Here is a 26,871-nt window from a genome sequence, read left to right as displayed (position 1 = left end):
CTATGCTTTAGAAAGTTTTTTAATATAACTTGAACTTAAAATAGCTTTTTTACCATTTTTTAGATTAACTTTAATAAATGGTTCACCGTCTTGATACCACTTGTCAACAATCACGCCATTCTCACCATTATAAATTATATAATCACCAATATTAAAGTTCTTATTAAGACTTTTTGTAAAAAAATATTTAAAATTATCCTTCAAATATTCTGGAACAAAAACAACATCATAATTATCTTTATGAATGTCTTGAAAAAAAACTGATATGGCCGTATTTTTTAGTATTCCTCTAAAAAATCTCTGCAAATTGATTGTAACAATAAGTTCAGATTTAGCCCTAGTAATAGCAACATAAAAAAGTCTTCTCTCTTCCTCCAATCTCTCATTAGTCAATTCTTCAATCTCAGCAGGTAATAAACCTTTCTCAAGACCAGATATTATTACCCTATCAAACTCAAGTCCCTTAACTCCATGAATTGAAGAAAGTAACACACTAGACGCAAAATCTCCATGAACTAAAGGAGATAGGGATGAATTTTCAAGAAATATCACAAGACCCTCAAAACTACCAGAATATTCAACTCCACTACTAATAAGTTCATCAATATTTTTTGATTTTTCATCCTTATCAAATTTTTGATAATAATTCCAAAGTCCAAATTCCATTGCAACATCTTTAATAAATTCAGATAAATTTACATAAACATGTTTTTGTATGTTTTCTTTTAACTCATCATATAAACTTAAAAAAGCAGTAAGAGAATCTTTTGCCTTTCCCTTAAGATTTGCAACAACTTTTCTACTTGCAAGAATTAAATCAAGATTAACATCAGGATCATTTAATACCGCAATTATCTTATCAGTAGTAGTTTTAGCAAGACCCCTTGCAGGCTTATTTATTATTCTTATAAAAGAAATTTTATCTCTTTTATTTACAAAAAGTCTTAACAAAGAAATTACATCCTTAATTTCTTCTCTTTCATAAAATCTAATTGAACCTAATATTTTATGTGGAATATTATTTTTAAAGAAAGCTTTTTCAAATTGTAAAGATTGATGATTAAACCTATAAAGAACAGCTGTTTCAAGCTTATTTTCAAGAAGAAAATTTGCAAAATATTCAGCTTCCTCTATAGGGTTTTGAAAGACAAAAAATTTTATCTTTTTACCCATCTTGTTTTCTGTAACTATCACCTTATCATACCGATTTTTATTTTTTGAAATAACGTCATTTGCAACATTAACAATACTTAAACTAGAACGATAATTTTGTACCAAATAATATTTAGACACATCATCAAATGTTTTTTCAAATTCAAGAATATTTTCAACTCTAGCACCCCTAAAAGAATAGATAGACTGATCCTCATCTCCCACTACCATAAAATACATATCTTTGCAATAAAGTTCTCTTAAAAATAAAAATTGGGAATAATTGGTATCTTGATATTCATCTACAAAAATAGCCTTAAATCTCCTCTGTACCCTCATCTTAATATCTTCGCAATTTCTTAACATCAACACAGATTTAAGAACAAGATCAGCAAAATCAAAAGCATTACTCCTAGATTTTTCTTGCTCATAAAATTCAATCTCAGCATAGGTTTTTTCATCAAGAACCAAGCTATTACCCAAAGAATAATTTTCTTTATGTTTTAATATCGATGATGTTACATACTTTGCACATTCAACATTTGATGCAAGTCCAATTTGTTTGACAAATTTAACAACATCATTAATATCCCAAATTGTAAAATTTGAATCATAATTTTTATCATATTCTTTAAAGTAAAGTCTCAAAAGCCAAGCACCAAAAGAATGAAAAGTTTGAATATGTAAAGCCCTATTAAAATTAAAAAGAGAATTTAATCTAAAATTCATCTCACTTGCCGCTTTATTTGTAAACGTCAAAGCAAGGATCTCTTCTGGTTTTGCTTTACCTTCATTTATCAAATGTGCAATCTTAGCAGTTATAACTCTTGTTTTACCACTACCTGGACCTGCTAAAACAAGAATAGGAGTTTTAGCGTCATCTAAGACAATTTGTTTTTGATAAGAATTTAAACTAAAAAGAAATTCTTGTATCTTATTCATTAATAAACTTCAGAAACTTTAAGATCAAAACCACCCGGTGTTTTTAACCAAAAAAATTGAATTGCCATTATTTCCCTTCCATAATTCTTTAAAACCGAAGTAATATCCTTGCCTTGAACAAGAATACTCACATCAGAAAGTCTTGAAAAAAACAAAATTAAAGACTTTTTAAAATTTAAATTCAAAGGAGCGCTGCCCTTAGATACAAACAAAGATTTACCATAAAGATTATTTTCATCAACATATCTTAAAAGCGTATTATTTAAAAAATTAACTACTAAATCAATATTAGAAATATCTGTAGAAGAATATACTGTAGGATATTCACTAATAACTCTACTCTTAGGACCATTAACTTCAAATCCCCAATTTAAAATATTAAATCTACTAGAAAGATTGGTCTCAAGCACATATTCAACATTAAACATAAAAGATTCTAAACTTAAATGAGCCTTTCGAATTTTACCTTGAGAATAATTATCATATACAATCTTAACTCTCATATTATCACCCAAATCTATTTCCCGAAAATTACCTAACTTGAAAACATATTGTCCATTTTCTAAATCATTTGTAATAACCAAATCATCGTTCATAAAAGAAACCCTATATTTTTCAATAGCATTTCCAGCAATTAAAGATAAAAAATCACCATCAACAAGCGCAACATTCCAAAAATTTTCTTTATCAAATAAAACCTCATGAACTTCTGGTGATCTCTTTGAAACATGATTTACCTTAAAAATTTTTCCTAAAACTTGCTTAAGTTCACTAATATTTAAAATCAAAAGAACTAGCAAAAAAATGCTCACTATTCCCAGCAATATTTTAGTTATTTTAGAAAAATTCATTCTCGTAATATCAAAACACTTATCTCCAAGTTTACTCTCACTTACAAAATCTACATTGCCATTTTGATTATCAGGCTTAATACCAATATAATTACTATTAAGTCTCCTCTTATATTCCTTAAAGAGAGATGAAACATACCAAACATCAACTCCCAAATACTCACTATAAGTTCTTAAAAAACCTACAGCCAAAACTTCATTTGGAAATAATTCAATATTAGAATCTTCAAGTGCTTTAAGATATTTAACGGAAATCCGAATATCATCAGCTATCATCTCCAGAGTAAAACCCTTATCAATTCGGGTTTTCTTTAAAAAATCTCCAAATCTAATGAAATTACTTCTGTTCATATCTTACACCTCAGGTTTTCTTAACATCATATAAAAAATTATCCACCTTATTTGCATTTTTGGGTAAATCATATTGAAATTTACTATCTGGAATTCCAACATTAAACTTGACAGATAAAAGATCAATAACTATTTCTCGACCACCACCCGTAGGATAAGCAATTACCCTTCTAATTACACCATTTGGTGTAAACGCAATCATAAAAGAATCAATTGTAGCAGCACCCTTATAAAGCCGTCTTGAAAAAGTCAGTTTCATAAAATTTTCAAATCCTCCAACTCCAACAGATTCATCCAAAGGTTCCAAATTGGGAGAATTAGTATAAGATACACTATACTCAGTATTCAAAATTTTCATAAAACCACTTCCCGCTTTCCCCAAAGTCAACTGTTGTCTAAAAGAAGTACCAAGAGACGGAACATAAATGGTTAAAAATTCACCATCACTTACAAAAACCTGATTATTTGAACTTAAATTAATAATAAATTTATCGGGAGATTTATATAACAAAGTTCCTGTTTGTTTAAGACCTTTGATGTTAAGACTAATCTTAGCCTGCATATCATTTACACTTTGATATTTTGAATAAACCTCTTCAAAATACTGATTGGCAGATATTTGGGCAAAAAGCAAATAAGGAAATAAAATTAGTATTATCTTTTTCATTTTATTCATTATAAAACTCATACACTACTTAAGCTCAAGTTAATAACAGATACATTTATACCAATAGTATAACTTGTTATAATAAGCTATTATTTATAATAATATACCATTTTACAAACTAATAATAAACATACTTTAGCAAAAGATCAAAGGAGATAAAATGTCATTAAACTATAGCGAAATAAACATTTTACTTGAAGAATTGCCATTAACAAATTCATTCTTAAGAAAGATAAAACAACCCAATCATAAAAACCTAGTTATGGAACTTTATAATAAATCAATAGATGAAAAAAATTTTAGTGTATTAATATCGCTAGACCCACAAAAAACAAGAATCCATAAAACAAGCAAAAAATTTGAAAATATTAAACCTCCTTTAAGATTCTTTGAATTTTTAAAATCAAAAGTTCAAAATGGCAAAATATCTGAAGCATACCAAATAAAAAATGAAAGAATAATTTTAATCAAAGTAAACAAAGATAAAAATCATTATTGCATCTTTATAAAATTATGGCCATCATCCCCCAATATAATTGTAACAGACAGCAATCTTAAAATTCTTGATGCATACTACAGAAGACCAAAATCACAAGAAATCACAGGTAAAATATTTATAAAAGTCAAAAAAATTATTGAAAATAATGATATCAATGATAAAACAAAGGTCAAACTTAAGGACGAATACAATAATGAATTACCCTACTCACAATTCATTGAAAATTACTATTACAATTTAGAAATAAAAGAAACTAAAACACATAATATAGAATTGCTTAATAAAAAATATGAACAAGAAAAAACCAACTTAGAGAGAAAAATAAACTCTCTAAATAAGCAACTAAATTCAATTGAAATAATAGAAACTCAAAGAAAAAAAGGTGAAATGATTTTATCAAATATAAACAATATTCAAAAAGGAATGAGTGAAATTATTTTACAAAATGACAATGGAAAACAAATTAAAATAGAATTAGAAAAAACATTGTCCCCTCAAGACAATGCTCTAAAATATTTTAAAGCATATAAAAAAAACAAAAATTCTCTTAAGAATCTGCAAGAACAATTACAATATGCACAAACACAATACGACGCATTAATATCAAAAATGGCTTATACAGACGAAAAAAAACATATAATACTAACCAATGAAAAAACACCAAAACAAAAAATCATAAAAAAACCATCAACCGGTCTTCATTTTATATCTTGCGGATTTGAAATCGTTGTAGGCCGAGATGCAAAAGAAAATGATGAACTCTTAAGAAATTGGGCAAAGGGCAATGATTACTGGCTACACACAAGAGACTATCCTGGTGCTTATGTGTTTATTAGAAACAAAAAAGAAAAAACACCTCCTCTTGACGTTTTAATAGACGCTGGCAATTTATGTGTATTTTATACAAAACCTGCAAAACAATCGGGAAAAGCTGATCTTTACTATACTAATGTCAAACATCTAAGAAGAATTAAAGGAGAAAAAAAAGGACTTGTAATACCTCACAGAGAAAAAAACTTAAATATCAAATTAGATCTCAATATATTAAACAAACTCAAAAACACAAACTAGGTTTATAATATATTTTAATTTAATCTCAAAAATTAAATGACAAGTGCTTCAAAAAATATTGTTATTGGGGTTTAAAAAGCATAAAATTTAAATACTTGTAGGAGAAAAATAAATATGATACAAAAATTAACAAAAATAGTAGCAACAATATCGGACCTAAGATGTGATCCAGATCATATAAAAGAGCTATATGAAGCAGGTGTAAATGTAATACGATTAAACACTGCTCATCAATCACATGAAGACGCAATAAAAGTAATAGATAATGTTAGACAAGTCTCAAATAAAATAGCATTAATGATTGATACAAAAGGACCAGAAGTGAGAACGGCTAATATTGAAGAGCCTATTACTGTTAACATAGGAGACAAAGTAACGATCTCAACAGAACCTATGAATAATCCTTACACATTGCAAACCAATTATGATGGATTTGTAAATGAAGTTCCAAATGGAGCAAAAATCCTAATTGATGATGGTGAACTTGAAATGATTGTCATTGAAAAATTTAAAGACAAATTAGTTTGTCAAGTGAAAAATTCTGGACAAATTAAAAACAAAAAATCAATAAATACACCAGGAATTTCACTTAAATTACAATCTGTTACTGAAAAGGATAAGGGCTTTATTGAGCTTGCAGCAAAACAAAATATCGATTTTATTGCTCATTCTTTTGTAAGACATGCACAAGATATTCAAGACGTTAAAGACATATTACATGCAGCAGGAAATCCAGAAGTCAAAATCATTGCCAAAGTTGAAAATCAAGAAGGAATTGATAATATAGAAGAAATTGCTAAAGCTTCATACGGAATTATGGTTGCAAGAGGCGACATGGGAGTTGAAATACCTGCCGAAGACGTTCCTTTAGCACAAATTAAAATAACCAAAACTTGCATAAAATATGGAATACCAGTAATTACAGCAACACAAATGTTACACACAATGATTGAAAACCCAAGACCTACAAGAGCAGAAGTGTCGGACGTTGCCAATGCAATTCTCAATGGCACAGACGCTATAATGTTATCTGGGGAGACAGCCTATGGCAAATATCCAATTGAAGCTGTTAAAATGATGACCAAAATTGCCAAAGAAGTTGAAAAATATAGAGAAAAAACACTATTTCAAGATGAAATTTTCTGCAGCAAAAAGATAATAAGAAATTATATTATCAAATGTACAATTGATGCAACTAAAATAATGCCTATTAAAGCTATTATTGTTGATTCACTTAAAGGAAGAACTGCCAGAATAATGGCAACATATAGAGCAAGCGTACCTTTATTTATTACGACAAATAATGAAAGAATAGCAAGAGAATTATCACTATCTTATGGTGTTTATTCTAATCTTGTTGATCATAATTTTAAAGTAACAAATGAATTTGTAGCAACTTCTCTTAAGATGCTCAAAACACAAGGCATAGTTCAAGATTCAGACATTATAGCAATTATTTCTGGAAATCCCAATAGAGACACCAATAAGGGTACAGAATTTATGGAAATAAATACAGTAGCAGAAGCAATTAAGGGACATGATTTATAAATAACATAAGAAATAGTTTGGTTGATAACATCTTTTATTCAACTAATACTTTAAAACCAAAATTATTTAAGCTATATAAAAGAAAGACTCATAAAGCACTCCTGACTAGTTATGGAACTTATGAGTTTTTCGTGAATAAAATTGCTATATTTAAAAAAATAATAACTTACAACACAAAAAACGTGTTTATATTTTCACACACAAAAGAAAACTCAAAGCTTAATATATCAAATCACACAGCTTGGAAATTTTTTAATAAAACAATTGATGTTAATTTAGACATAATAAACTCAATAAAAAATTTCAAATTTGCAAACATAGAAAACAAAATGATAGAAAGTGATCATAAGATTGAAATTGTATTAAATTTCATTAAAGATATAAAACAAAATATCAAAATTATTCCTATCATTTTGGGTGATTTTAAAAGCCAAACTATTAAAGAATTTTGTACATTTTTAAACCCATTAAAAACAAAAGAAGAAAATTCTTTTATTTTTTTATCTCATTTTATTTCACACTCTACAAACCTAAATAAGGCTATTCAATCAGAAACAACATTAAAGCAATTATTAAACACGCCTTATTCAAGTCCATCAATTTTACTCGAACATTACAAATCACGCAAAATATTTCCTGAAAATATAATAGCAATTATTATAATTCATAAACTTTTCAACAAATTTGAATTCATAAACAAAGAAATCATCAACAATAACAATGAATATAGAATAATAGAAAATATACTGATAAATTAAATTAATCAGAATTAACGATTTAAATAAAATCGCCTATTTTTTTATTATTTTTTTTCAAAAAAACACTCAAACCTATTTTTGAAATACTTCTTAGAGCACTGGCAGAAATTTTAATATTAACATTTTTGCCAAGTTCTGGAATAAAAAATTTCTTATTTATTAAATTCACCTTAAAAGTTCTCTTTGTTTTAACACCAATATGTTGTCCTGCCCCACCCTTTTTTTTTGCAAGTCCCTTTCTTGGAACATTGTTTCCAAACATTGTCTTTTTACCTGTTATTTCACATTCTCTTCCCATTTAAAATCTCCTAAACTGTATTTTCCTTATCTAAATATAAATCCATTAATCTCAAAAATAAACTTAATCCATCAACCATGTTTTTAATTATACTACCAAAGTTTACGTTATTGCCATAACTTTTTAAAAGATCAAGATCAAGTTCTTTCCAATTATAAATAAGCTCCTTCTCTGAAGAAGGCTTGACATAATCTTCCAAACAATCGTTTAAGCGTTTTATTAAAGAATGAATTTTTGAATAATAATCATTTAATAAAACTAAGGCCTTTTTATTAACGTCTACTATTATATTCAATAACAATTTTTCTGACGATTTGTCTCTTCCAGTAGAAACCCTATGCAAAAGCGCATTTATTCTCTTTCCATACATACCCTGTTCTCCGAGATTATTATCCAAATCAACAAGATTAGAATAAATACTAACCAAGGAATGAATGTCATTAGAAACATACCTAGCAATTTCCATATCTTTCCACTGTCCCTTAATAATAAGGATATTAACAATATCATTCAAATCTTTTTTTACAAAGTTAATCGCATGCATTTTTAGATAACCTAAAATACCAGCATAAACATATCCAGTAGTACTTGTAACTTTAGACATAATTTTCAAGCTCACCTGTTCATTATAATTATCCAGAGTTACAAAAGTAATTCCTCGAAATAACTTCTCTGCCAAAATATGAGCTTTGTTATTTTTTTGCAAAACTTTAATTTTTAATATCTCATTTGAAACATGTTTAGAGAGATCATTAAAAAACGACTTGGCTTTTGCTCTTGATTTTTGAACACCAGACATGGGCAAATAATCAGGATCACCACTAACATATTTTATAAGATATAAAATCTCTTTATTTCTATTTATTTCAACTATAGATGTTATCATTTTAAGCCAAACATTTGGGCTCATAGGAAAGTTGTCTGCATCTCCATATATTTTTAAAAGAATATCATAAAGATTTCTCCAGATAGCAATATCTCTAATAGAATATATACATTCCAAAAAATCTTTAATATCATCCAAAATTACTCCACAACTAACAGCACCAAATCTAGGTTTATATATAAAATCATCTTCAGGCAATAAAGCATCAAAATGTTTAAGAACCAAATAATACTGATACGAGACTAAATCAAAAAAGATCTCCAAAGCCCCACAAGTTTCATCTATCAATCTGACCTGTTCTTGAGTTATATTTTTCAATAGATAATTTAAATTAGTATCCAAATTTTTACTTATATCGGATGTAAAATTAACCACATTATTAGCAGAAAAAGAATAAATATGTTCTAAAGATTGCTTTTGAGTATCATTTAAATACTTTTCAACCACAAAGTGAATCACTTCATTTGAAGTTCGATATCTTTGTACAAATAATTTAAAAGGCACAAAAGTTTTGTAAAGATTATAAATAAATTTAGCAAACTGAGGTAAAGCCTGAATTTTAGAAGCATTAAAAAAGTTACTCACCTTACTTAGATTAGTTTTTACCTCTTTAAGCCTTCTTTGTTTTATTTGTTCAGGAAGAAGCTCTCGACTAAAGATAGAAACTAAAAAATCAACCAAACCCAAATTAACAACTCTCCTTTTTAACATAAAATTCAAAGTTATCAAATATACCTAAAATTATAAAATAACTATAAAAATTATACATAATTTAGTGTAAAATGAAAGTCAATATAACAAACTATTTTTTATGAATATAAAGAAAATATTTTTAATCACAGTTTTAACTTTAATTTTTAGTTGTTCAAAAGAAAGTACCATCACCATATTAACTGACAATAAAATTATTCCTCTATATATAAATCAATTTAATGTTCAAAATAAAACAAACTTTATTATCAGATACAAAGAAAATATTAATGCACAAACTATTAATGAAAAAAATGCCCAAATCATCATTGCAAAAAATATAGATAATATAAATACAACTAAAAACTTTAAAAGTATTCAAAAATATTATTATTCCGACTATCCAATATTAAATAATATATCAGAAAAGTTTGCATATAAAATTGTGCCTCTAAGTTTTGATATTCCAATCTTAATATACAAAAATGAATATAACATACAAAAATACCTTGATATAGAATCAATCAAAGAAATATACACAAATTTCAACAAAAAGAAAAAAATTTTTATCTCTCCCTATATTTCTGAAAACTTACTTTACACAATATCTGAAATCAACGACATCAATATTCGTTTTGAAAACAACAAACCAGAATACGATAAGCAAAAAATGTTAGATATAATCAATCACTTTAAATCTTTCATAAATGCAAATGAACTTACATTGCACAAAAGCTTTACAGAAAAATATAAATATTTAAATTTAGAAAAAATACTGCTACAACAAAAAACTATTTTAATTGCAGGTTTAACTAACTTAGCATATTACAATAAATTAAATCAAGATATTAAAAATAAACTCAATTTTTCATATTTAATAAATAAAGAAAAAAAATCGTCAATATGTAATATCAGCTTTATGGGAGTTAAAGAAATATCACAACCCATATCAAAATTTATTCGATGGATATTAAATCAAGAAATACAACAATCATTAATTACACTTAAAGATAAAGCAAAATTTAATGAACATTTTGGATTTGCCAATGGATTTACACCATATAAAGGATTAAACTTAAAATTAAAACATGTAATTAAAGAAATACCTCTATTTATTATAGATGAAAATTATATAAATCAAGATTCATACATACTTAATCAAGAGCAAATAGAAAAAGAAAATAAAATGCTCAATCAACTATTATTATCTAACATAAATAATGCAAATTCTCATACAAACGATTTATCTTCCTTATAATTAACTCGCATTACATATAACACAATAATAAATAAAAAAGAAAAAATCAAAATGAAAGACACGTATATATTAACAAATATCTGAATGAAGAGTGCTATTAAAATTAATAATAAATAATTTATTAACATAGACATAATACCTGAAAAAATAGCTATTATTATAGATACAAGAAATACCATAAATTTTAGATCAAATTCAAAATTTACTCTAGAAGCCACAGCAATGAATAAAACACCAAAAAAAACCAATAAAATAGGACTCATCATTAAAAAAAGACTTGAAGAAAAAATGGATATCAATCTTAAATTAAGCATTTTAACTTGATTAAACGCACTTATTAAGACTTGAATAGGTAAAAAAATATTACCTTTAACAGAATTGGCAAATAAATGTAAATTATCAACATCACTACTTAGATCAATGATTTTTGTATCATTTAAATCAAACTCTTGAAGCAACACAAAAACCCTAGTAGCAGTAATATCACTATTCTCATTTTTCTTATCCAAGACATTTCGATAAACTGTATTGCCCTTAATAGTGGCAAACGGTACTTTTATATGCAATACAACATTACCTAATCTATTAAACCTCATTAACTCAAAATTTTTGATCATCTTTACATCAGAAAAAATGGTATTTACAACCTTTTGCATATAAATATAATCATATGTGTTATCACCAGCATTGACCTGCAATAAAAATATATCATTGATGCCATAATGTTCATAATATTTTTCAATCTCATCAAAAAAGAAATACTGAAGTTTAAGTTTCTCCAAAGACTTATTCTTATAGTTTAAAATTTCATTATCGTTTGGAAATAAATTATGAAGTCTTGAAAAACCATAGTATGCAGATTTAAATTTTTCCGTATTCAGATATAAAAAATTTTTTTGTTTCTCTCCAAAAATCGAAGCTTCTCTCTTAAGTTCATTATTTTTATACTCATTAATAGCTTTAAAAGTTAAATTTAAAAGCGCAGAAAATTCATCATCTTTAGTTGCAACCAATCCCATATAAGCAAAATAATTAGCAGTAGGATAATCACCCTTATCAATAAACCCATTAACAATATCTTGAAAATCTTTTTTGGTTAAATTTTTAATCAAATACATTTTAAGCGTTTTTCTAACTTTTTCTAAATCAACATCATAAACAGGCATTCTATCATATTCAGATCTAACCAAGTAATAATTAATTGCAAGTTCATCATTATCAGAAATAAGTCTCATTTTTTCATACATTCTAAGTAATTCTTCGAGATACTTTTTTTTATGTTTTAAAATCTCTACCAATTCACCAACATCTAATGTATTATTTGAAGACAAATTCATATCTATGTTTTTAACCTCATTATTTATTGTATTTACCTGATTTACAAGAAGATGATATCTTTCATAGTTATACTTATATTCACTCCTCTGAGCAAGAATATAATAAAGAATAGAGTTGAAAACTAATACGAAAACAATACCTATTACGAAAAACAAGAACATAAAAGGATAAAATTTTTTAAATAAATACCCCTTATACTCTCTTAAATAATACCGTGTCTCAGGTCTAGCCAAAAAAATAAAATAGATCAAAACAAAAAAAATAAAAAAACCATGAAAATAATGATATATACTCAAAACAGTATCAAAAAAAGTAGCTATCAATACATGTTTGTCTAAATAGGCAACTCCAAAAAAATATGTATAACCAAAAACTAAACCAACAAATAAGAACAAAAAAACAATAAAATTACTTAAAAATGTATACAATTCTCTTTTCACATCTAACAAATTTTTCATATCTAACAAACTAATTTAATGTAACCTACTATCTAATCCTTCGTTAACTTTAATATAATCAAAAATAAAACTAATCAAATAAGTAGAAAAGAATGTAAGTGAACAAAAAATAAAAGGAAGATAATCAGATATTACATTCTCACCTATAATCAAATCCAAACTCTCAGGAAATTCAATCGCATAAATATTATAAACCTTAAAAAACAGTATAATAAAAATGGGATAAAGAAACAAAGATAAACTATCTAAAAATATAAGATTAAAAACATAAGAAAATGAAAATAAAAGCAAAACAAATCCAAATATATTAAACATCAAACTGAGAAATTCTAAAGAAAGTAAAAAATTATTTAAAATATCTAAATCATTAAAAACATAACTAACCAAATCACTATAAAGCTTTTGAGTAAAAAACGCATTTTCATTAAAATTCATGGTATCAGATTCAGAAAACCCTGAATGATATGAAAAAGATTTAAAATCCTCATCATCAAACTCATTATCTTTGACTTTTAAAACACCTTTAAAACCAAACGATTTAATATCCTTACTATAAAAGACTATTTGATCATCAAAAAAATGCACAATCCCATCTTTAATGTTCTTATCACCCTTTCTATGCAAATCAAAAAAGATAGTATTAAAATTAACAGAAGCTAAAAATCCAAAATAAGATAAAAACAATATAAAAATAAAGACAACAACATATAAAGTCCTAGAAACTTTAAGTGTACTTATATTAAAAGGATAAGCAATCCTTATAAAAGTAGCAACTAAAGATAAAGGAAACGCATAAAGATAAGCATCATAATAAAGTTCAAAACTTAAAAAAGAAAAATCTACATGCAAAAAAGTATATTTCAAATAATATGTACAAACAAAAATAAACGAAAAGAAAAAAAACATAAAAATAAATCTGCAAGAAATTAAAAAAATAAACCTTAAAACATTTAACATATAGATTCCTACAAGTTATAAACAATCTAAGACTGTCCCATAGAAATAACTTCTCTAATCTTCTCTTTAGCTTCTTCAAAACTAATTTGCAAGGCCAAACTAATTTCATGTTGTAAAATTAATTCAAAATCATTTAAAATCCTCTTCTCATAAAAAGGCAACTCTTTTTGCATAGATTTTGTATACAAGAATTTATACAACTTAGCAGTACTCAATATATCACTCTGCTTATAAAAATCATGACTACCATCTTTTATCTTTTTTTGATCTATTTGACCCTCAAAATCTTTAATAACACCAAAAACTTCTTCCACCTTTTCCTTGCTAACCAAAGCCCTAATTCCAAGATCATCTGCCCTAGCTACCGGAACCATAAAAGTCATTTCATTAAATGGAAAATATATTTCATAATAATCAATAAACTCACCATTAAATTCCTTATTTTGAATATTCTTGATTTTTCCCACTCCCTGCATTGGATAAACTACAGCTTGATCTAATACAAATGCCATTTCCTTACCTCATATAACTTATAGTACTTAAAATAAAAGCAATCACAAAAAAACACTTAAATTTGTTCTAATGCCAAATTTATTTATATAAAACAAAGTTTCAAGATAATTACTACTACAAAAACTTATTATCATACTAGGAGTAAGTTTATTAATATTGGCAAAAAACATTTCCTTGTTTCTCTTAACAGCTTTCAAGTCATAATAACCAATAAAATTAATTTCTTTATGTGACTCTTTTAATCTTAAAAAATTTTTTTTAGAAATTATTTTATCTTTATCAATAATATAACATGTTTTATACGTATTTTCCAATACACTCATTAAAACAAGTAAAATCGAATTTGAATCATAACAACCAATATCAGTTCTTTTAAAAAATTTACAAAATGATCTAAGCGATTTTGAATTTGAAAAAACTAGAGAAGCATTTTTAACAAGATTTCTATACTTTTTAAAAACCAAAAATTTTAATAAGGATTTACAATCAATAAAAATCACCATTGAATGATATGGATGAGATATAAGATATTCAAATCGGCTAATCAATTTATCATTATTTTTAAAAACATCTATTGGCATTCCAAAAAAATAAATTCTATCTGGTTTTGAATATATATCTTTTAAATTAGCCATTACTACCCTCTAATAATAATTTAAAATGAGCAAGTGAATAAACAATAGCCGTATCTGCTCTTAAAATAGAAGTATTAAATCTTACAAATCTAAAATTCATTTTTTTAAAAAAATCAATCTCTGCATTTGAAAAACAACCCTCAGGACCTATTAAAATTCCAATTTTGCCAAAAGCACTGATATTATCGCCACAACGCAACAAATCACCCTTACTGTGAGCAACGTAATAATTAACAGATGAAGAATAAGGAATACTAAAAAAATCATTATAAAAGTTAACATTGGGTATTTGAGTATTTCCACTTTGCTTTAAAGCTTCATCAATTATCTTCAAAAATCTTGAACTTTTAAATTCCAAATTATCTATATCCAACCTAGCAATAGAATTATCAGCATTAACAATATTTATCTGGCTAACACCAATCTCAACAATTTGTCTTAAACTTAAATCTAATTTTCTACCCTTAAGATTTGATATGAACATACTTATTTCAAAACGACACATCTGAAGCTCCTCTACCCTTAAAGTAGAGAGCCTAATTTGGTTATTCTTTATACTAACAACCTCAACAAATCTGACCTCTCTCCTCCCCAAGAGAACATTTAAGCTATCACCTACTCTTAATCTCCTTACATTAACAAGATAGTGATAGATCCCAACATCATCAATAATGATATCATCATCAAATAGACAACTATAATCTAAGACTATTTGTTTCACAAATTAATTTAAGGTTCCTTTTTTTACAAGATATTCATAAGCAGTTTTTAAAACCTCATCATAATGCAAATTATAAAGTGGCTGATAATTGTATATATCTTGATAAACCTGCAAATATAAATAACGCCCTAAAACTTTTTTATCTATATTATCACTATCATTACCAGACGTTACATAAGAAGTTTTAAGAAATTTATCCACAAAAATATCTATCTCTTTCTCAGAAATTGATCTTTTTCGTTTACTACTATTTAAAAACTTTTCTACAGCTTTATCATTAATCATTTTAGCATATATTCCCAATTCAGCTTCAGATAATTCTTTTTCTTTAATCTCTAAATCAGGTTTAATGCCAACACTATGAATGCTCTGACCAGAAGGAGTATAATACTTTGAATGTGTAATCTTAAATCCTCCCGTATGGAAAGGCAATATACGCTGGATTACCCCTTTACCATAAGATTTTTCCCCTATAACATAAGCCCTCTGATGATCTTTTAAAGCCCCAACTAAAACTTCTGAAGCTGATGCTGAATATCTATCAATCAAAGCAACAATTGGCATATCTAAAGGTACTACATGTGAAGAATTAGCCCTATACTCTCTAGTTACATATTCTAAAGGTGTCTTAAAATCTCTTGACTTTGTTGAAACAATAAGTCCTTCAGTCAAAATATCATTTGCAATTTCTATTGCATCATTAAAATAACCTCCAGGATTAAGTCTTAAGTCCAAAATTAAAGATTTGATATTTTGCAATTTAAGTTTTTCAAAAGCTTTTTTAAAATAAATATTGGTGCTGGGATTAAAACTTATTATCCTAATATACCCAACATCACCATTAATAACATCATATTTAATTGTCTCTATATCTATTTTTTCCCTAACAAGTTCATATTCAAGTTCTAAACTTTTATTTCTCAAAACAGAAATTTTAACTTTTGTACCCACTTTGCCCTTTAAGAGATCACTAACTTGCTCCATTGTCATTGAATCAGTACTCTTACCATCAATAGCTATAATATAATCACCAGGACGAACACCAGCCTTATAAGCAGGTCCCTCTTCAAAAACATTAACAATCATTATATAAGGAACATTAGAAGCAGTATTGCCAGATTTTGCAGAAAGTTCCTTTTTTGAAATAACAACTCCAATTCCTACATAATTCCCCTCAGTAGTCTTTGAAATCTCTACTAAATCTTTTTTTGTCAAATATTGAGAATAAGGATCATCTAATGCCTTAAACATACCCTGCAAAGCCCCTTCAAAAACAGCCTCTTCATCGACAGGTTCAACATAATTTTTACTAATAAAGTTAAAAGCTTCCATCATCATCTGCCCATAATTTGACGCAGACAACTTACTCTTAGAAAAATTAGATTGCGCAAAGATAGACTCTCCAATAGCTGAAGAACTAATAATTAAAGCTAATACAAAGTATAAAAATACCAAAAATCTCTTCTTCATTGACAAATTCCTACACAAATAAAACTTGATTTTATCTTCATAATATAATATTTTAAGATTATGTTAAAGATAAATAGCTTGAAAATAAAAAGAATAATTATGGCTCTCATTATTGCACTGCAAACAATTGCAAGCATGTTAATCTTAACAGCATTATATGAACTTGTTAAGAGTACAGTATTTATAAACAATTCTTCTATAAAATTTTTAATAGCATCTATTATATTTTCACCAGAATTATGTGTAGCAATGTTAACAATACACTATGTACTCTACGATCAGTTTAAAATCCTAAACAATTTAATTAACATAACAAAAAGCCTGCAAATAATAATGAACATTTTGCTTATTACATTGATGTTAATCCTCAATTTATTTTACATAAGTCAAGCATGGTTACTTATTTTCTTAGCAACAATAATAATCACTTACGTCATATTTAACTTAGTAATTTTGATGTTACTTAAATTAAAGGATAAAATAACGGAGTAAAGATTGATTATAATTCCTATAGCTAGCGGAAAAGGAGGAGTTGGCAAATCTTTTTTTTCAATAAATATCGCAATTTGTCTTGCACACGAAGAAAAAAAAGTATTACTCGTAGATCTTGATCTTGGTGGTTCAAACTTACACGCCATGCTCAATATAATACCAAAAAAAAGTATTGGAACATTTCTTAAAACAAAAACTCTCTTTAAAGATATTATTATTGAATCGGGAATAAAAAATTTAAGTTTTATTGCAGGAGATTCAGACATACCAGAACTTGCAAATATAGCCATCTTTCAAAAACAAAAAATAATAAATAATTTGAAAAATTTAAACTACGATTATCTAATAATTGACCTTGGTGCAGGAACAACATTTAATACAATAGATTTCTTCTTAATGTCAAATCGAGGAATAATAGTAACAATTCCAACAATAACAGCAACAATGAATGCCTATCTGTTCTTAAAAAACACAATTTTTAGGATTATATCAAAAATATTTAAAAAAGAAACAAAAGCATACAAAACAATATCAGACATAAGAAAAGATTCTATCGACTTACAAAAAATATACATACCCAACTTACTACTGAAAATAGAGGAATGCGATCCTGAAAATTATGAAAAACTTATGCAAACACTTGCACGATTCAGTCCATTCATAATATTTAACATGTTAAACAAACCCGATGATATTATCAAAACTGAAAGAATACTAAAATCAGCAAAAGATTATCTAAATATAAATTTACAAAGCATAGGCTCAATTTATAAAGATGAACTTGTCGACCAAGCATTAAATCATAAAATACCAATTACCATTTATCAACCAAGAAGTCTAACTTCTAAAAGCATGAAAAAAATAGCAAAAAAATTAATTGGACTTGAAGCCGTAATGAATGATGTAGAACTTTTAAGCGAAGAAGATTTAAATGAAAGCTACCATTTTGTAATGAAAGAAGCACAAGATGAATATTTAGAAAAATATGCATATCTTGAATCATTATTGATGAATAAAACAATAGACAACAATTCAATAATTGATATAATTAAATCACAACAAAAAGAAATTACAACACTTAGAAAACAAAATATGATGTTTAAAAAGAAATTATTTGCCAAATTAAACAAAGATTAAGGAAAAAAAATGCCAAATTATATAAATTATCCTAGTTGGTTACACCCTGAAATAATTAAAGGAATTCCAATTACATGGTATAGCCTATCTTATATTATCATTATAATCATTTCTTACAAATTTATTTGGTACCAAATCAAAACTGACAAACTTGATATAGATAAAAATGATTATGAAAAATTAATGTTTGCAATTGTACTGGGTGCAATAATTGGAGGAAGACTAACATCCACTTTAATTTATGACAAAAGTGGCATTTATTACACACACCCATGGATGATTTTCCTACCATTCGACCAAAACTGGAATTTTACAGGATTTAGAGGAATGGCAATACACGGAGGATTTTTTGGAGTTATCATTGCACCATTAATAATGATAAATACAAAACTCAAACACACAAATGTGAAAAAATATTTTAAAAAAATAACAGATTATGGCTCAATAGCTTTCTCTTCAGGATACATACTTGGAAGATTTGCCAACTTTGCAAATGCAGAGCTTTATGGAAGACCGATTAAAGGTGGTATCATATTCCCAAATGCAGAGCCTTTTAAAATAAGCCAAAATGGTGTCAAAGAATTTGCAGAAGCAGTTGGACTTGAAATATCACCTCACGATCTATTTATCAATCTACCAAGAATTCCATCACAACTTATTGAAGGACTATTTGAAGGACCTGTAATCTTTTTACTATTATGGTTTATCTTTAGAAAAATAAAAAAATATGACGGATTTATCTTTGGTGTATACATAATCCTTTATGGAACATTTAGATTTTTGATTGAATACTTAAGAGAACCTGATAAAGAAATAGGATTTGTTATAACTTACAGAAAACTTGAAAGCATATCTGATTTTTCATTTCTAAATATATCAATGGGACAAATATTTTCATTAATTTTGATATTATCAGGAATAATTTGGCTTATATGGCATAAAAAACAAGCGCAGAAAAACCAAATAAATAAACAAAAAACATAGATTTATCTAAAAAGTAATATAAATTTGTTTAAATAAGATGAGGAATAAAAACCCAAATGCAATTGTAATATCTGAAGAAACTGTAAGTGATAATGATATTGTAAAGATAAAATCTATTTTTACAATATCACAAATAATCAAATCCAGAAAAAATGTCTCTAGCAGCTATATCAAGCAAAACAATATTCAATTTGCAGTCATTTATAATCATAAAAGACCAATAGATTTCTCAATCAATATGGCAAATGACTTAAAAAGCATCAATAATATCTATTCAATTATCATAAATAACGAATACATAGACGAATCAACTTATAGACCAAATTACATAGAAATATTAAAAAGCATACAAGAACTTAGTGACAAAAACACACTAATACAACAAAAAAAATTTTACTATGATAATAAAAATGCCAATCTTGATTTTTTCTTAAATTTATCTGAACTTATTCAAGAAATCGTAATCATTACAAATATCGAGAATGAAATCATCTATATCAATGAAAAAGGTAGCAAAGAACTTGAACTCCCAATCAAAATTATGGGAAAAACAAACAAAATAAGTGATATAAATATCATAGATTTAGAAACAGAAATTAAAATAGATTTAAGTTATAAGATAAATGATATCCCTGAATTTAAAAATATATTGATAACCGATTGTCTCTTAAAAGTCAAAAATAACAAAAAATTAATCGTAGACTTATTTATAAGTACAATTGCTCAAAATAACATTGATAAATTAATTACAATAAAAGATATGTCTGATTTAAAATCCAAACACAATATTCAAGATCTTGAAATAATCGATCAACAAACTGACCTATATAATATTAAAGGACTTAAAAAGTTATTGACAAACCAAATTGACTCCTCTCACAAAAAGACATATCTATTTGACTTAGATCTACATATAAATACAGAATACGAATATAAAGGGAATAGGAATAACTTAGACTCAAAAATACTTAAAAAAATTACTTCTAGAATAATGTCATTCTATTCAGAATACATATTTAAATTAAAAGACAATAATTTAATAGTTATTATATCTACAAGTGGAGGAGAAAAAAGAGTAATTTCAATTGCAGAAGAAATGAAAAAAACTATCTATAGCAAACTTAAAAAAGAAGGTTTCATAATACGTAAATTTAATATAGGCATAATAGAAGTAAACTTAAAAGAAAATATAGAAACAAAAATTTCAAAATTAAAAATAGCAACAAAAATATCTGATGAATACAGAGATTCTATGCCTATTTTATATAAAGATGAATTGCCAGAAACAATACTTATTAAAAATCAAAATAAAATATTTGAATACATAATCAAGGCAATAAAGAATGATTTTTTCAGTTTGTACTACCAAAAAATTACCCCTCTTAAAAAAGATTTAAAACCTAAAATTGAAATATTAACAAGACTCTTTGATTACACCGGAACTCCTATCCCCAACAATCATGTCTTTAATTTAATAGACAAATATAATTTAACTGTCGAAGTAGATAAATTAGTAGTCACCAAAGCATTAAGAGAATATACAAACTTTGTAGCAAAAAACGGTGTTCATGTCTTTTCAATTAATATTTCCCCATATTCACTCAAATCCAAAAACTTTAGAACATTTTTAAAAGAAACACTTCTCCAAAGTCATGTTCCACTTGAAAATATATGCTTAGAGATAACAGAAACCGGCATTGTAGAAGATTTTGAATTAATCAAAACATATTTTAATGAACTTAAAACTTTTGGTATCAAACTTGCACTTGATGATTTTGGGAGCGGATATACATCCCTCTCATACATCAAAATATTACCAATAGACATAATCAAAATAGACGGTTCTTTTATTCAAGTAATAAATTCTAGTCAAATAGATCTTGTAATAATAAAATCAATAAAAGAAATTGCCGATACAAAACAAATAAAAATTATAGCTGAATTTGTATCTAATGAAGAAATTTTTAAAAAAATAAGTGAAATTGGAATAGATTATGGTCAAGGATTCTTATGGCATAAACCAGAACCAATATAAAAATACACGAAATTTTTATGCACAACTCAAATTGCATCACAAAATGTCATTCGTATGACAACACAATTAAATCAAAATAAATTTACAAATGTTAGAATGTTATAATAAGTAATTAGGAGGAAAAAGCTTATGACCAAACAAAATCCTTGGCTTTCTTTAGACGAAGAAAAGAAAAATAATATCTTCAAATTTGCTCAAAAATACAAAAACTTCTTAAGTACAGTAAAAACCGAACGAGAAGCTACCAAGTATGCCATACAAAAGGCAAAAGAAAAAGGTTTTATCTGCGCTTCCCAAAAACAAGGACTTCAAGCTGGAGATAAAATTTTATACACATGTCGTAACAAAAATGTTGCTCTTGTATTTATAGGAGAAGAACCAATTGAAAATGGAATCCATTTTATTGTTTCACACACAGATTCCCCAAGACTTGATGCCAAACCATCACCAATTACCCAAGAAAATGAACTTACAATTATGAAAACAAATTATTATGGTGGCATTAAAAAATATCAATGGCTCTCTATTCCATTATCAATCAGGGGAATAATATGTTTAAAAAATGAAACTCAAGTCGAAATTAACATTGGCGACAATAATGACGATCCCGTATTTGTAATTCCCGACATTCTACCACATCTTGACAGAAAAGTACAAAGAGACAAAAAAGCTGATGAGATCATTGAAGGAGAAAATCTAAAGATCATAATTGGAAGTCTACCTATTGAAAATAAAGAAAAAGAAAAAGTAAAATTTGCAACTCTTAAATTAATAAAAGAAAAATACAATATAGAAGAAGAAGACTTTACCTCAGCAGAAATAGAAATAGTACCAGCAGGAGAAGCAAAAGATGTAGGATTTGACAGAGCACTAATTGGAGCTTATGGACAAGACGATAGAGTTTGTGCATACACATCATTAAAAGCCATCCTAAACTTAGAAGAAACACCAAAGAAAACTGCTGTATGCTTTTTAGTAGATAAAGAAGAGATTGGTTCAACTGGATCAACTGGTTTGCAATCAACATATCTTTCATATTTCGTATCAGACATAGTAGCAAAACTTGAAAAAGGAGCATATAATAACCTTCTTGTACATAAAGTATTATGGAACTCAAAAAGCATATCTGCAGATGTTTGCGCTGCAATAAATCCACTATTTAAGGTTCATGATGAACAAAACGCACCAAAGCTAGGATATGGAATACCTATAATAAAATATACAGGTCATGGAGGTAAAATTATGGCAAGTGATGCTGATGCTGAACTTGTAGCTTATATTAGAAATTTATTAGATGAAAATAACATAGCTTGGCAAATAGCTACACTTGGAAAAGTAGACGAAGGTGGGGGAGGAACTGTCGCAAAATTCTTAGCACATTATGGAATTAGAACAATAGATATGGGACCTGGTGTTATTAGCATGCACTCACCATTTGAAATAACATCTAAATTCGACGTATATACTTCTTATATGGCCTATAAAGCGTTCTTTAAAGGATGATAAAATGAATCAAAAAACAACAAAAATAGCAGAACACATTTTAGAATGTTTTGGAGGAACTGCAAATATCAAACAGGTAGTTAAAGATCTAACTAGAATAAAAATATTGGTTGACAGTAATTCTTTAGTTAATAGAAAAAACCTAACAGAAAACAAAAATATCATAGGAGCAATTAAATCTAATGAAGTTACAGAAATTGTAATGAATTCGGAAATCATTGATGATGTTTACAATAACATAATGTATATGCTAAACAACAAAAAATAATAAGCCCAAATAATTGGGCTCTAAACTTTAAAACTTTTGATATAATCAACAACTGCTTCCGGTTGTAACTTTTTATTTAAAATTTTATACACCACATTTACCAAATTTTGATAATCCGAACTAATGCCTAAAAAATTAGAAAGCAAAGCAATTTCTCTAGCAGCAATTATCCCTTCAGGCAAATAACCAATTTTATTAATGTTATTAATTAGATCATCCACATCCCTAAAGCACTCCAAAATATTTTTACTAACAATTTCACGACCAAACCGTCTGTTTCTACCAAAAATACTTCTACATGTAACATCTAAATCTCCAGAACCAGCTAAAAATAAAAATGTTCCCTCATTGCAAGCTCCAAGCTTAAGTGCAATATCCTTCATATCATTTAAAGCAACTGAAAATAAGAAAGATTCTGTATTTTGACCTATTAAATTAGGATTTTCAATCTTCAATTCATCCAAAATTCCAAATGCAATTGCAAATATATTTTTCAAAGCCGATGCTATTTGAACACCAAGAATGTCATCACTATAAAACATCGAAATACAAGTACCACTAAATAAATTAATAAATTCAAAAGCATTGTCTCTATTTTCACTAGCAGCAACAAGCCCCGTAATAACCCCAAGTCCAACTTCCTCAGCATGACTTGGTCCTGCAATATAAGTGATTTTACCCTTATATTCGCTTAAAACACTCTCTGCAACTTCTATAATAGGACAAGGCTTATTATCAATTGTTATAAAGCCTTTTGTAAGTACTGCCAATTTGAACCTATTAATACTACACACATGCTTCAGTTTGCTAAATACATCTAAAGTATAAATAGAAGGTGTTGCAACAAAAATATAATCAGATTTTTTTGCAACATCAATTAAATCACAATTTGCAACCAAATTATCTGGCAATTTAATACCTTTTAAATACTTAGTATTTTCATGATTATTATTAATACTTTCTTTAACATCCTCTTCAAAAGACCATATTAAAACAGTATCCTTAAACTTATCCGCTAAAACTCTAGCAACCGCAGTACCCCAAGCTCCTGCTCCCACTATGGATATTTTCATACATACCTCCTTATAACCATAAAACTATAATAACTCATATTTTATTGTCTCGTCTAGAAAAATCCTGATCTTAGCATTTTCTTTAAATTTTTTTAGAATCAAATCATTAACTAATAAACTCCCAATCTCTTTAATTACAATTTTACGCACACTCTTAATACCAAGCCCATTTTCATAGATTTTTCTTTGAAAATACAATATAACTTCTTCTTCAAAAAAAAGATCAACTTTTTCATGTTTTAGCATTTTAACAAAATTATTCATTTCTTCAAGAATAACTTTTTTAAAATCATCCTCACTAACAGGCCTAAAGAAAAAAACATGATCTACAAGATCCAAAAACTGAGTAGAAAAACGTTTTTCTAATAAACTTTTGCTGTCAACTATTTCATTTTTAAATCCAATGCTATCAAGCTCTCTATATTCTATATTAATATCAATTATTACTATGCTGTGTGCCAAACTTACACTTCTACCAAGACTATCAAAAAGCCTACCAGTATTGAACCCTTCAAAAAAAAAATCTATAACTCTCTTAGAAGATTTATCAAAATCCGACAAAACAATAATTGAACTTAAAGACTTATTTAGAAATTTAAAAAATTTAGTAGGTTCATCATAAGATTCAGAACCATATATTGGTCCTATAAGTCGATTAATACCATCAAAATCACCATATTCACTCATTCCCAAAGTCAATTTAGGAATATTAAGTTCTTCTGATAAAATACACGCAAGTTTATTCTTATCTACATCAGAAGGACCAACTAAAATAAACATACCAAGAGTATTATTTTTAAAGAAAAACTTAATTCTTAAAAGTTTGATATGTAAAATCAATGCAGATAAAATATCCTCATCAATTATCATACTTGTCCTTATTTTATGCTCTAAATTCATAAGTGAGTTTTGATCATAATCATCAAAATTAAAAATATTAGTCCCAATCATAGACTTGACAAAATCTCTAACATCATCACCCGTTATAATTTTTCTATTATCTTCAAGTTTAAATTTAGCACCAAGACCATCTAAGAGATCAAAAGCTTTATCGGGCAAGGCTCTATCTTTAATATACTTAGACATAGTAACTGCAAGCCATATAGCTTCATCTGTATACTCAACACCATGATGCCTTTCATATTTCTCCTTAGAACCTTTTAAAATATGATACGTATCTTCTAAACTTGGTTCTCTAAGTTCTATGCTATGAAATCTTCTTATCAAAGCTTTATCTTTTAAAAAAAACTTTTTATATTCCTTTTTGGTAGTAGCTCCAATAAATTTTACTTTCCCCAAAGTCAAGATAGGTTTCAATAAATTTGAAACGTCTATATTACTAAAAGATGTGGCACCAGCACCAACTATCATATGAATCTCATCTATAAAAAGAATTACTTTTTTCTTAACATACAAGAAATCTAAAAGTTTATTAACTCTATCTTCAAGATCTCCCCTATATCTAGTCCCAGATATAAGCCTACCAATATCAAGAGAATAAACCTCACAATTTACCAATTCCTGAGGCACCTGACCTTCTCGTATCATATAAGCAAGTCCTTGAAGCAATATTGTCTTTCCAACTCCAGGCTCTCCAAATACAATTGGATTACTTTTATGTTTACGAAGCATTATTTGAATCAATGTATACAATTCTTTTTTACGACCAATCAAAGGATTTGCATCTAAATTTGGATCCAAAGTATCAATAACATTAACTAAAAAATCATCAACTAAATTGTTATCATTCAATGAGTCATCATCTTGTTCTAATTTACAATAATCTTCTTCAAAAATATTTAAACCTCCATACTTATCTATATCCTTATTAAAAAGATCATTTGTAACAAATCTATCATTTTCAAAAAAGTTTAAATCCAAGTTTGAACCTAAGTAGTCATAAACTTCCATTATCTTATCAAAGATAGTCAAATTAAAGCCCGACTTTAATAAAGTATCTAAAATTGTGTTTTTTCTTTTCCTAATTAATACCCATAACAAATCTTTTTCTTGTAATCTATAAGGTTTTTTATAATAAAAAATTGTATCGATTATTTCTTGATATAGATCATTCATTGTAAAAAGATGATCATGAAGCCCAGAATTTCTTATAGGAAGTCGTTTAAAAAACTCTTCTAAAACTTTATTAAAACTATAAAAATCAAGTGCACACAAACTAAGTAACTCTTTAATTTCCTCACCACTAATTAAGCTATAAAAAATATGTTCTTCAGTAAAAAAAAGATGTTTACGTTCCACAAAAAACAGAAATGATTTAAAAAATAAATTATTTAAAGCTCTTCTGTCATACATGAA

22 protein-coding genes are annotated in these 26,871 nt (G+C 27.0%); 9 read left to right on the top strand and 13 right to left on the bottom strand.

All coding sequences use genetic code 11. The features are described from left to right. The 3 genes from U881_RS0108085 to U881_RS0108075 are packed head-to-tail and all read right to left on the bottom strand — an operon-like array spanning nt 1 to nt 3,963. Entirely contained in the window at nt 1-2,094 is a 2,094-nt protein-coding gene (locus tag U881_RS0108085) for an ATP-dependent helicase (protein WP_024653924.1), read from the bottom strand. Continuing rightward, on the bottom strand, nt 2,094-3,296 hold the full coding sequence (locus U881_RS0108080; RefSeq protein ID WP_024653923.1) for a helix-turn-helix domain-containing protein: 1,203 nt from the start codon (nt 3,294-3,296) through the stop codon (nt 2,094-2,096). Before U881_RS0108080 ends, U881_RS0108085 begins: the two co-directional genes overlap by 1 nt. 10 nt (nt 3,297-3,306) lie before the next feature. Further along, nucleotides 3,307-3,963 (bottom strand): LolA family protein, encoded by a 657-nt coding sequence (locus U881_RS0108075; RefSeq protein ID WP_024653922.1) that lies wholly within the window; start codon nt 3,961-3,963, stop codon nt 3,307-3,309. A gap of 160 nt (nt 3,964-4,123) precedes the next feature. Here U881_RS0108075 and U881_RS0108070 point away from each other — a divergent pair, with 160 nt between their 5' ends. From U881_RS0108070 to amrB, 3 genes are all read left to right on the top strand, one after another. After that, a complete protein-coding gene (locus tag U881_RS0108070) occupies nt 4,124-5,533 on the top strand; it encodes an NFACT RNA binding domain-containing protein (protein WP_024653921.1) in 1,410 nt (469 codons plus the stop codon). Nucleotides 5,534-5,647: 114 nt separating this feature from the next. After that, nucleotides 5,648-7,081, top strand: a complete 1,434-nt coding sequence (gene pyk, locus U881_RS0108065; protein WP_024653920.1) for a pyruvate kinase — start codon at nt 5,648-5,650, stop codon at nt 7,079-7,081. 17 nt (nt 7,082-7,098) lie between these two features. Further along, nucleotides 7,099-7,839, top strand: coding sequence for an AmmeMemoRadiSam system protein B (amrB, locus tag U881_RS0108060; RefSeq protein WP_024653919.1), 741 nt, complete (start codon nt 7,099-7,101; stop codon nt 7,837-7,839). A 19-nt stretch (nt 7,840-7,858) separates the two neighbouring features. Here amrB and rpmB read toward each other — a convergent pair whose 3' ends face one another. Continuing rightward, nucleotides 7,859-8,137 carry a 50S ribosomal protein L28 gene (rpmB, locus tag U881_RS0108055; RefSeq protein ID WP_024653918.1) on the bottom strand — a complete coding sequence of 93 codons (279 nt, stop codon included), beginning with the start codon at nt 8,135-8,137 and terminating at the stop codon, nt 7,859-7,861. A 10-nt stretch (nt 8,138-8,147) separates the two neighbouring features. Then, nucleotides 8,148-9,734: a hypothetical protein gene (locus U881_RS0108050; protein ID WP_038364128.1), complete on the bottom strand. Its 1,587-nt coding sequence runs from the start codon at nt 9,732-9,734 to the stop codon at nt 8,148-8,150. 100 nt (nt 9,735-9,834) lie between these two features. Here U881_RS0108050 and U881_RS0108045 point away from each other — a divergent pair, with 100 nt between their 5' ends. After that, entirely contained in the window at nt 9,835-10,971 is a 1,137-nt protein-coding gene (locus U881_RS0108045; RefSeq protein ID WP_024653916.1) for a hypothetical protein, read from the top strand. Here U881_RS0108045 and U881_RS0108040 read toward each other — a convergent pair. From U881_RS0108040 to U881_RS0108015, 6 genes are read right to left on the bottom strand one after another with little or no spacing between them, the layout of a single operon-like run. Further along, the gene (locus U881_RS0108040) at nt 10,944-12,767 is read right to left on the bottom strand and encodes a hypothetical protein (RefSeq protein WP_235048164.1); all 1,824 of its coding nucleotides are present in this window, start codon (nt 12,765-12,767) and stop codon (nt 10,944-10,946) included. The genes U881_RS0108045 and U881_RS0108040 overlap by 28 nt on opposite strands. Before the next feature lie 15 nt (nt 12,768-12,782). Further along, nucleotides 12,783-13,724, bottom strand: a complete 942-nt coding sequence (locus U881_RS0108035; protein ID WP_024653914.1) for a hypothetical protein — start codon at nt 13,722-13,724, stop codon at nt 12,783-12,785. Between the two features lie 26 nt (nt 13,725-13,750). Then, a complete protein-coding gene (locus U881_RS0108030) occupies nt 13,751-14,236 on the bottom strand; it encodes a CarD family transcriptional regulator (RefSeq protein WP_024653913.1) in 486 nt (161 codons plus the stop codon). Nucleotides 14,237-14,278: 42 nt separating this feature from the next. Continuing rightward, a complete protein-coding gene (locus tag U881_RS0108025; protein WP_024653912.1) occupies nt 14,279-14,872 on the bottom strand; it encodes a hypothetical protein in 594 nt (197 codons plus the stop codon). Then, a complete protein-coding gene (locus tag U881_RS0108020) occupies nt 14,865-15,593 on the bottom strand; it encodes a 16S rRNA (uracil(1498)-N(3))-methyltransferase (protein ID WP_024653911.1) in 729 nt (242 codons plus the stop codon). The genes U881_RS0108025 and U881_RS0108020 overlap by 8 nt, the downstream gene beginning before the upstream one ends. A gap of 3 nt (nt 15,594-15,596) precedes the next feature. Then, nucleotides 15,597-17,063 (bottom strand): S41 family peptidase, encoded by a 1,467-nt coding sequence (locus tag U881_RS0108015; protein ID WP_024653910.1) that lies wholly within the window; start codon nt 17,061-17,063, stop codon nt 15,597-15,599. 495 nt (nt 17,064-17,558) lie between these two features. Here U881_RS0108015 and U881_RS0108010 point away from each other — a divergent pair, with 495 nt between their 5' ends. The 5 genes from U881_RS0108010 to U881_RS0107990 all read left to right on the top strand — a co-directional run bounded on the left by U881_RS0108010 (nt 17,559) and on the right by U881_RS0107990 (nt 23,482). Continuing rightward, a complete protein-coding gene (locus U881_RS0108010) occupies nt 17,559-18,692 on the top strand; it encodes a P-loop NTPase (RefSeq protein WP_024653909.1) in 1,134 nt (377 codons plus the stop codon). Nucleotides 18,693-18,701: 9 nt separating this feature from the next. After that, nucleotides 18,702-19,676 carry a prolipoprotein diacylglyceryl transferase gene (gene lgt, locus U881_RS0108005; protein ID WP_024653908.1) on the top strand — a complete coding sequence of 325 codons (975 nt, stop codon included), beginning with the start codon at nt 18,702-18,704 and terminating at the stop codon, nt 19,674-19,676. 37 nt (nt 19,677-19,713) lie between these two features. Beyond that, nucleotides 19,714-21,711: an EAL domain-containing protein gene (locus U881_RS0108000; protein WP_024653907.1), complete on the top strand. Its 1,998-nt coding sequence runs from the start codon at nt 19,714-19,716 to the stop codon at nt 21,709-21,711. A gap of 129 nt (nt 21,712-21,840) precedes the next feature. Next, entirely contained in the window at nt 21,841-23,214 is a 1,374-nt protein-coding gene (locus U881_RS0107995) for an aminopeptidase (protein ID WP_024653906.1), read from the top strand. 4 nt (nt 23,215-23,218) lie between these two features. Continuing rightward, nucleotides 23,219-23,482, top strand: a complete 264-nt coding sequence (locus U881_RS0107990; RefSeq protein ID WP_024653905.1) for a PTS transporter subunit EIIB — start codon at nt 23,219-23,221, stop codon at nt 23,480-23,482. A gap of 20 nt (nt 23,483-23,502) precedes the next feature. Here U881_RS0107990 and U881_RS0107985 read toward each other — a convergent pair whose 3' ends face one another. Both U881_RS0107985 and U881_RS0107980 read right to left on the bottom strand, forming a co-directional pair. Further along, nucleotides 23,503-24,555: an NAD(P)H-dependent glycerol-3-phosphate dehydrogenase gene (locus tag U881_RS0107985; RefSeq protein ID WP_024653904.1), complete on the bottom strand. Its 1,053-nt coding sequence runs from the start codon at nt 24,553-24,555 to the stop codon at nt 23,503-23,505. A gap of 24 nt (nt 24,556-24,579) precedes the next feature. Next, a complete protein-coding gene (locus tag U881_RS0107980; RefSeq protein WP_024653903.1) occupies nt 24,580-26,868 on the bottom strand; it encodes an AAA family ATPase in 2,289 nt (762 codons plus the stop codon). Nucleotides 26,869-26,871: the final 3 nt, after the last annotated feature.

It is taken from the genome of Borrelia persica No12, from assembly GCF_000500045.1.
Taxonomy (GTDB): domain Bacteria; phylum Spirochaetota; class Spirochaetia; order Borreliales; family Borreliaceae; genus Borrelia; species Borrelia persica.
The sequence above is the reverse complement of the archived record's forward strand: the minus strand, read 5'-3'. Positions and strand labels throughout refer to the sequence as shown.

Bases quoted from the DNA above. Each gene is read 5' to 3' on its own strand.
- rpmB (WP_024653918.1), bottom strand. From the start codon at position 8,137: ATGGGAAGAGAATGTGAAATAACAGGTAAAAAGACAATGTTTGGAAAC.
- U881_RS0108030 (WP_024653913.1), bottom strand. From the start codon at position 14,236: ATGGCATTTGTATTAGATCAAGCTGTAGTTTATCCAATGCAGGGAGTG.
- U881_RS0108075 (WP_024653922.1), bottom strand. From the start codon at position 3,963: ATGAAAAAGATAATACTAATTTTATTTCCTTATTTGCTTTTTGCCCAA.
- U881_RS0108070 (WP_024653921.1), top strand. From the start codon at position 4,124: ATGTCATTAAACTATAGCGAAATAAACATTTTACTTGAAGAATTGCCA.
- U881_RS0107995 (WP_024653906.1), top strand. From the start codon at position 21,841: ATGACCAAACAAAATCCTTGGCTTTCTTTAGACGAAGAAAAGAAAAAT.
- U881_RS0108035 (WP_024653914.1), bottom strand. From the start codon at position 13,724: ATGTTAAATGTTTTAAGGTTTATTTTTTTAATTTCTTGCAGATTTATT.
- U881_RS0107990 (WP_024653905.1), top strand. From the start codon at position 23,219: ATGAATCAAAAAACAACAAAAATAGCAGAACACATTTTAGAATGTTTT.
- pyk (WP_024653920.1), top strand. From the start codon at position 5,648: ATGATACAAAAATTAACAAAAATAGTAGCAACAATATCGGACCTAAGA.
- U881_RS0107985 (WP_024653904.1), bottom strand. From the start codon at position 24,555: ATGAAAATATCCATAGTGGGAGCAGGAGCTTGGGGTACTGCGGTTGCT.
- U881_RS0108040 (WP_235048164.1), bottom strand. From the start codon at position 12,767: ATGAAAAATTTGTTAGATGTGAAAAGAGAATTGTATACATTTTTAAGT.
- U881_RS0108080 (WP_024653923.1), bottom strand. From the start codon at position 3,296: ATGAACAGAAGTAATTTCATTAGATTTGGAGATTTTTTAAAGAAAACC.
- U881_RS0108050 (WP_038364128.1), bottom strand. From the start codon at position 9,734: ATGTTAAAAAGGAGAGTTGTTAATTTGGGTTTGGTTGATTTTTTAGTT.
- U881_RS0108015 (WP_024653910.1), bottom strand. From the start codon at position 17,063: ATGAAGAAGAGATTTTTGGTATTTTTATACTTTGTATTAGCTTTAATT.
- U881_RS0108085 (WP_024653924.1), bottom strand. From the start codon at position 2,094: ATGAATAAGATACAAGAATTTCTTTTTAGTTTAAATTCTTATCAAAAA.
- U881_RS0108045 (WP_024653916.1), top strand. From the start codon at position 9,835: ATGAATATAAAGAAAATATTTTTAATCACAGTTTTAACTTTAATTTTT.
- U881_RS0107980 (WP_024653903.1), bottom strand. From the start codon at position 26,868: ATGTATGACAGAAGAGCTTTAAATAATTTATTTTTTAAATCATTTCTG.
- U881_RS0108000 (WP_024653907.1), top strand. From the start codon at position 19,714: ATGAGGAATAAAAACCCAAATGCAATTGTAATATCTGAAGAAACTGTA.
- lgt (WP_024653908.1), top strand. From the start codon at position 18,702: ATGCCAAATTATATAAATTATCCTAGTTGGTTACACCCTGAAATAATT.
- U881_RS0108025 (WP_024653912.1), bottom strand. From the start codon at position 14,872: ATGGCTAATTTAAAAGATATATATTCAAAACCAGATAGAATTTATTTT.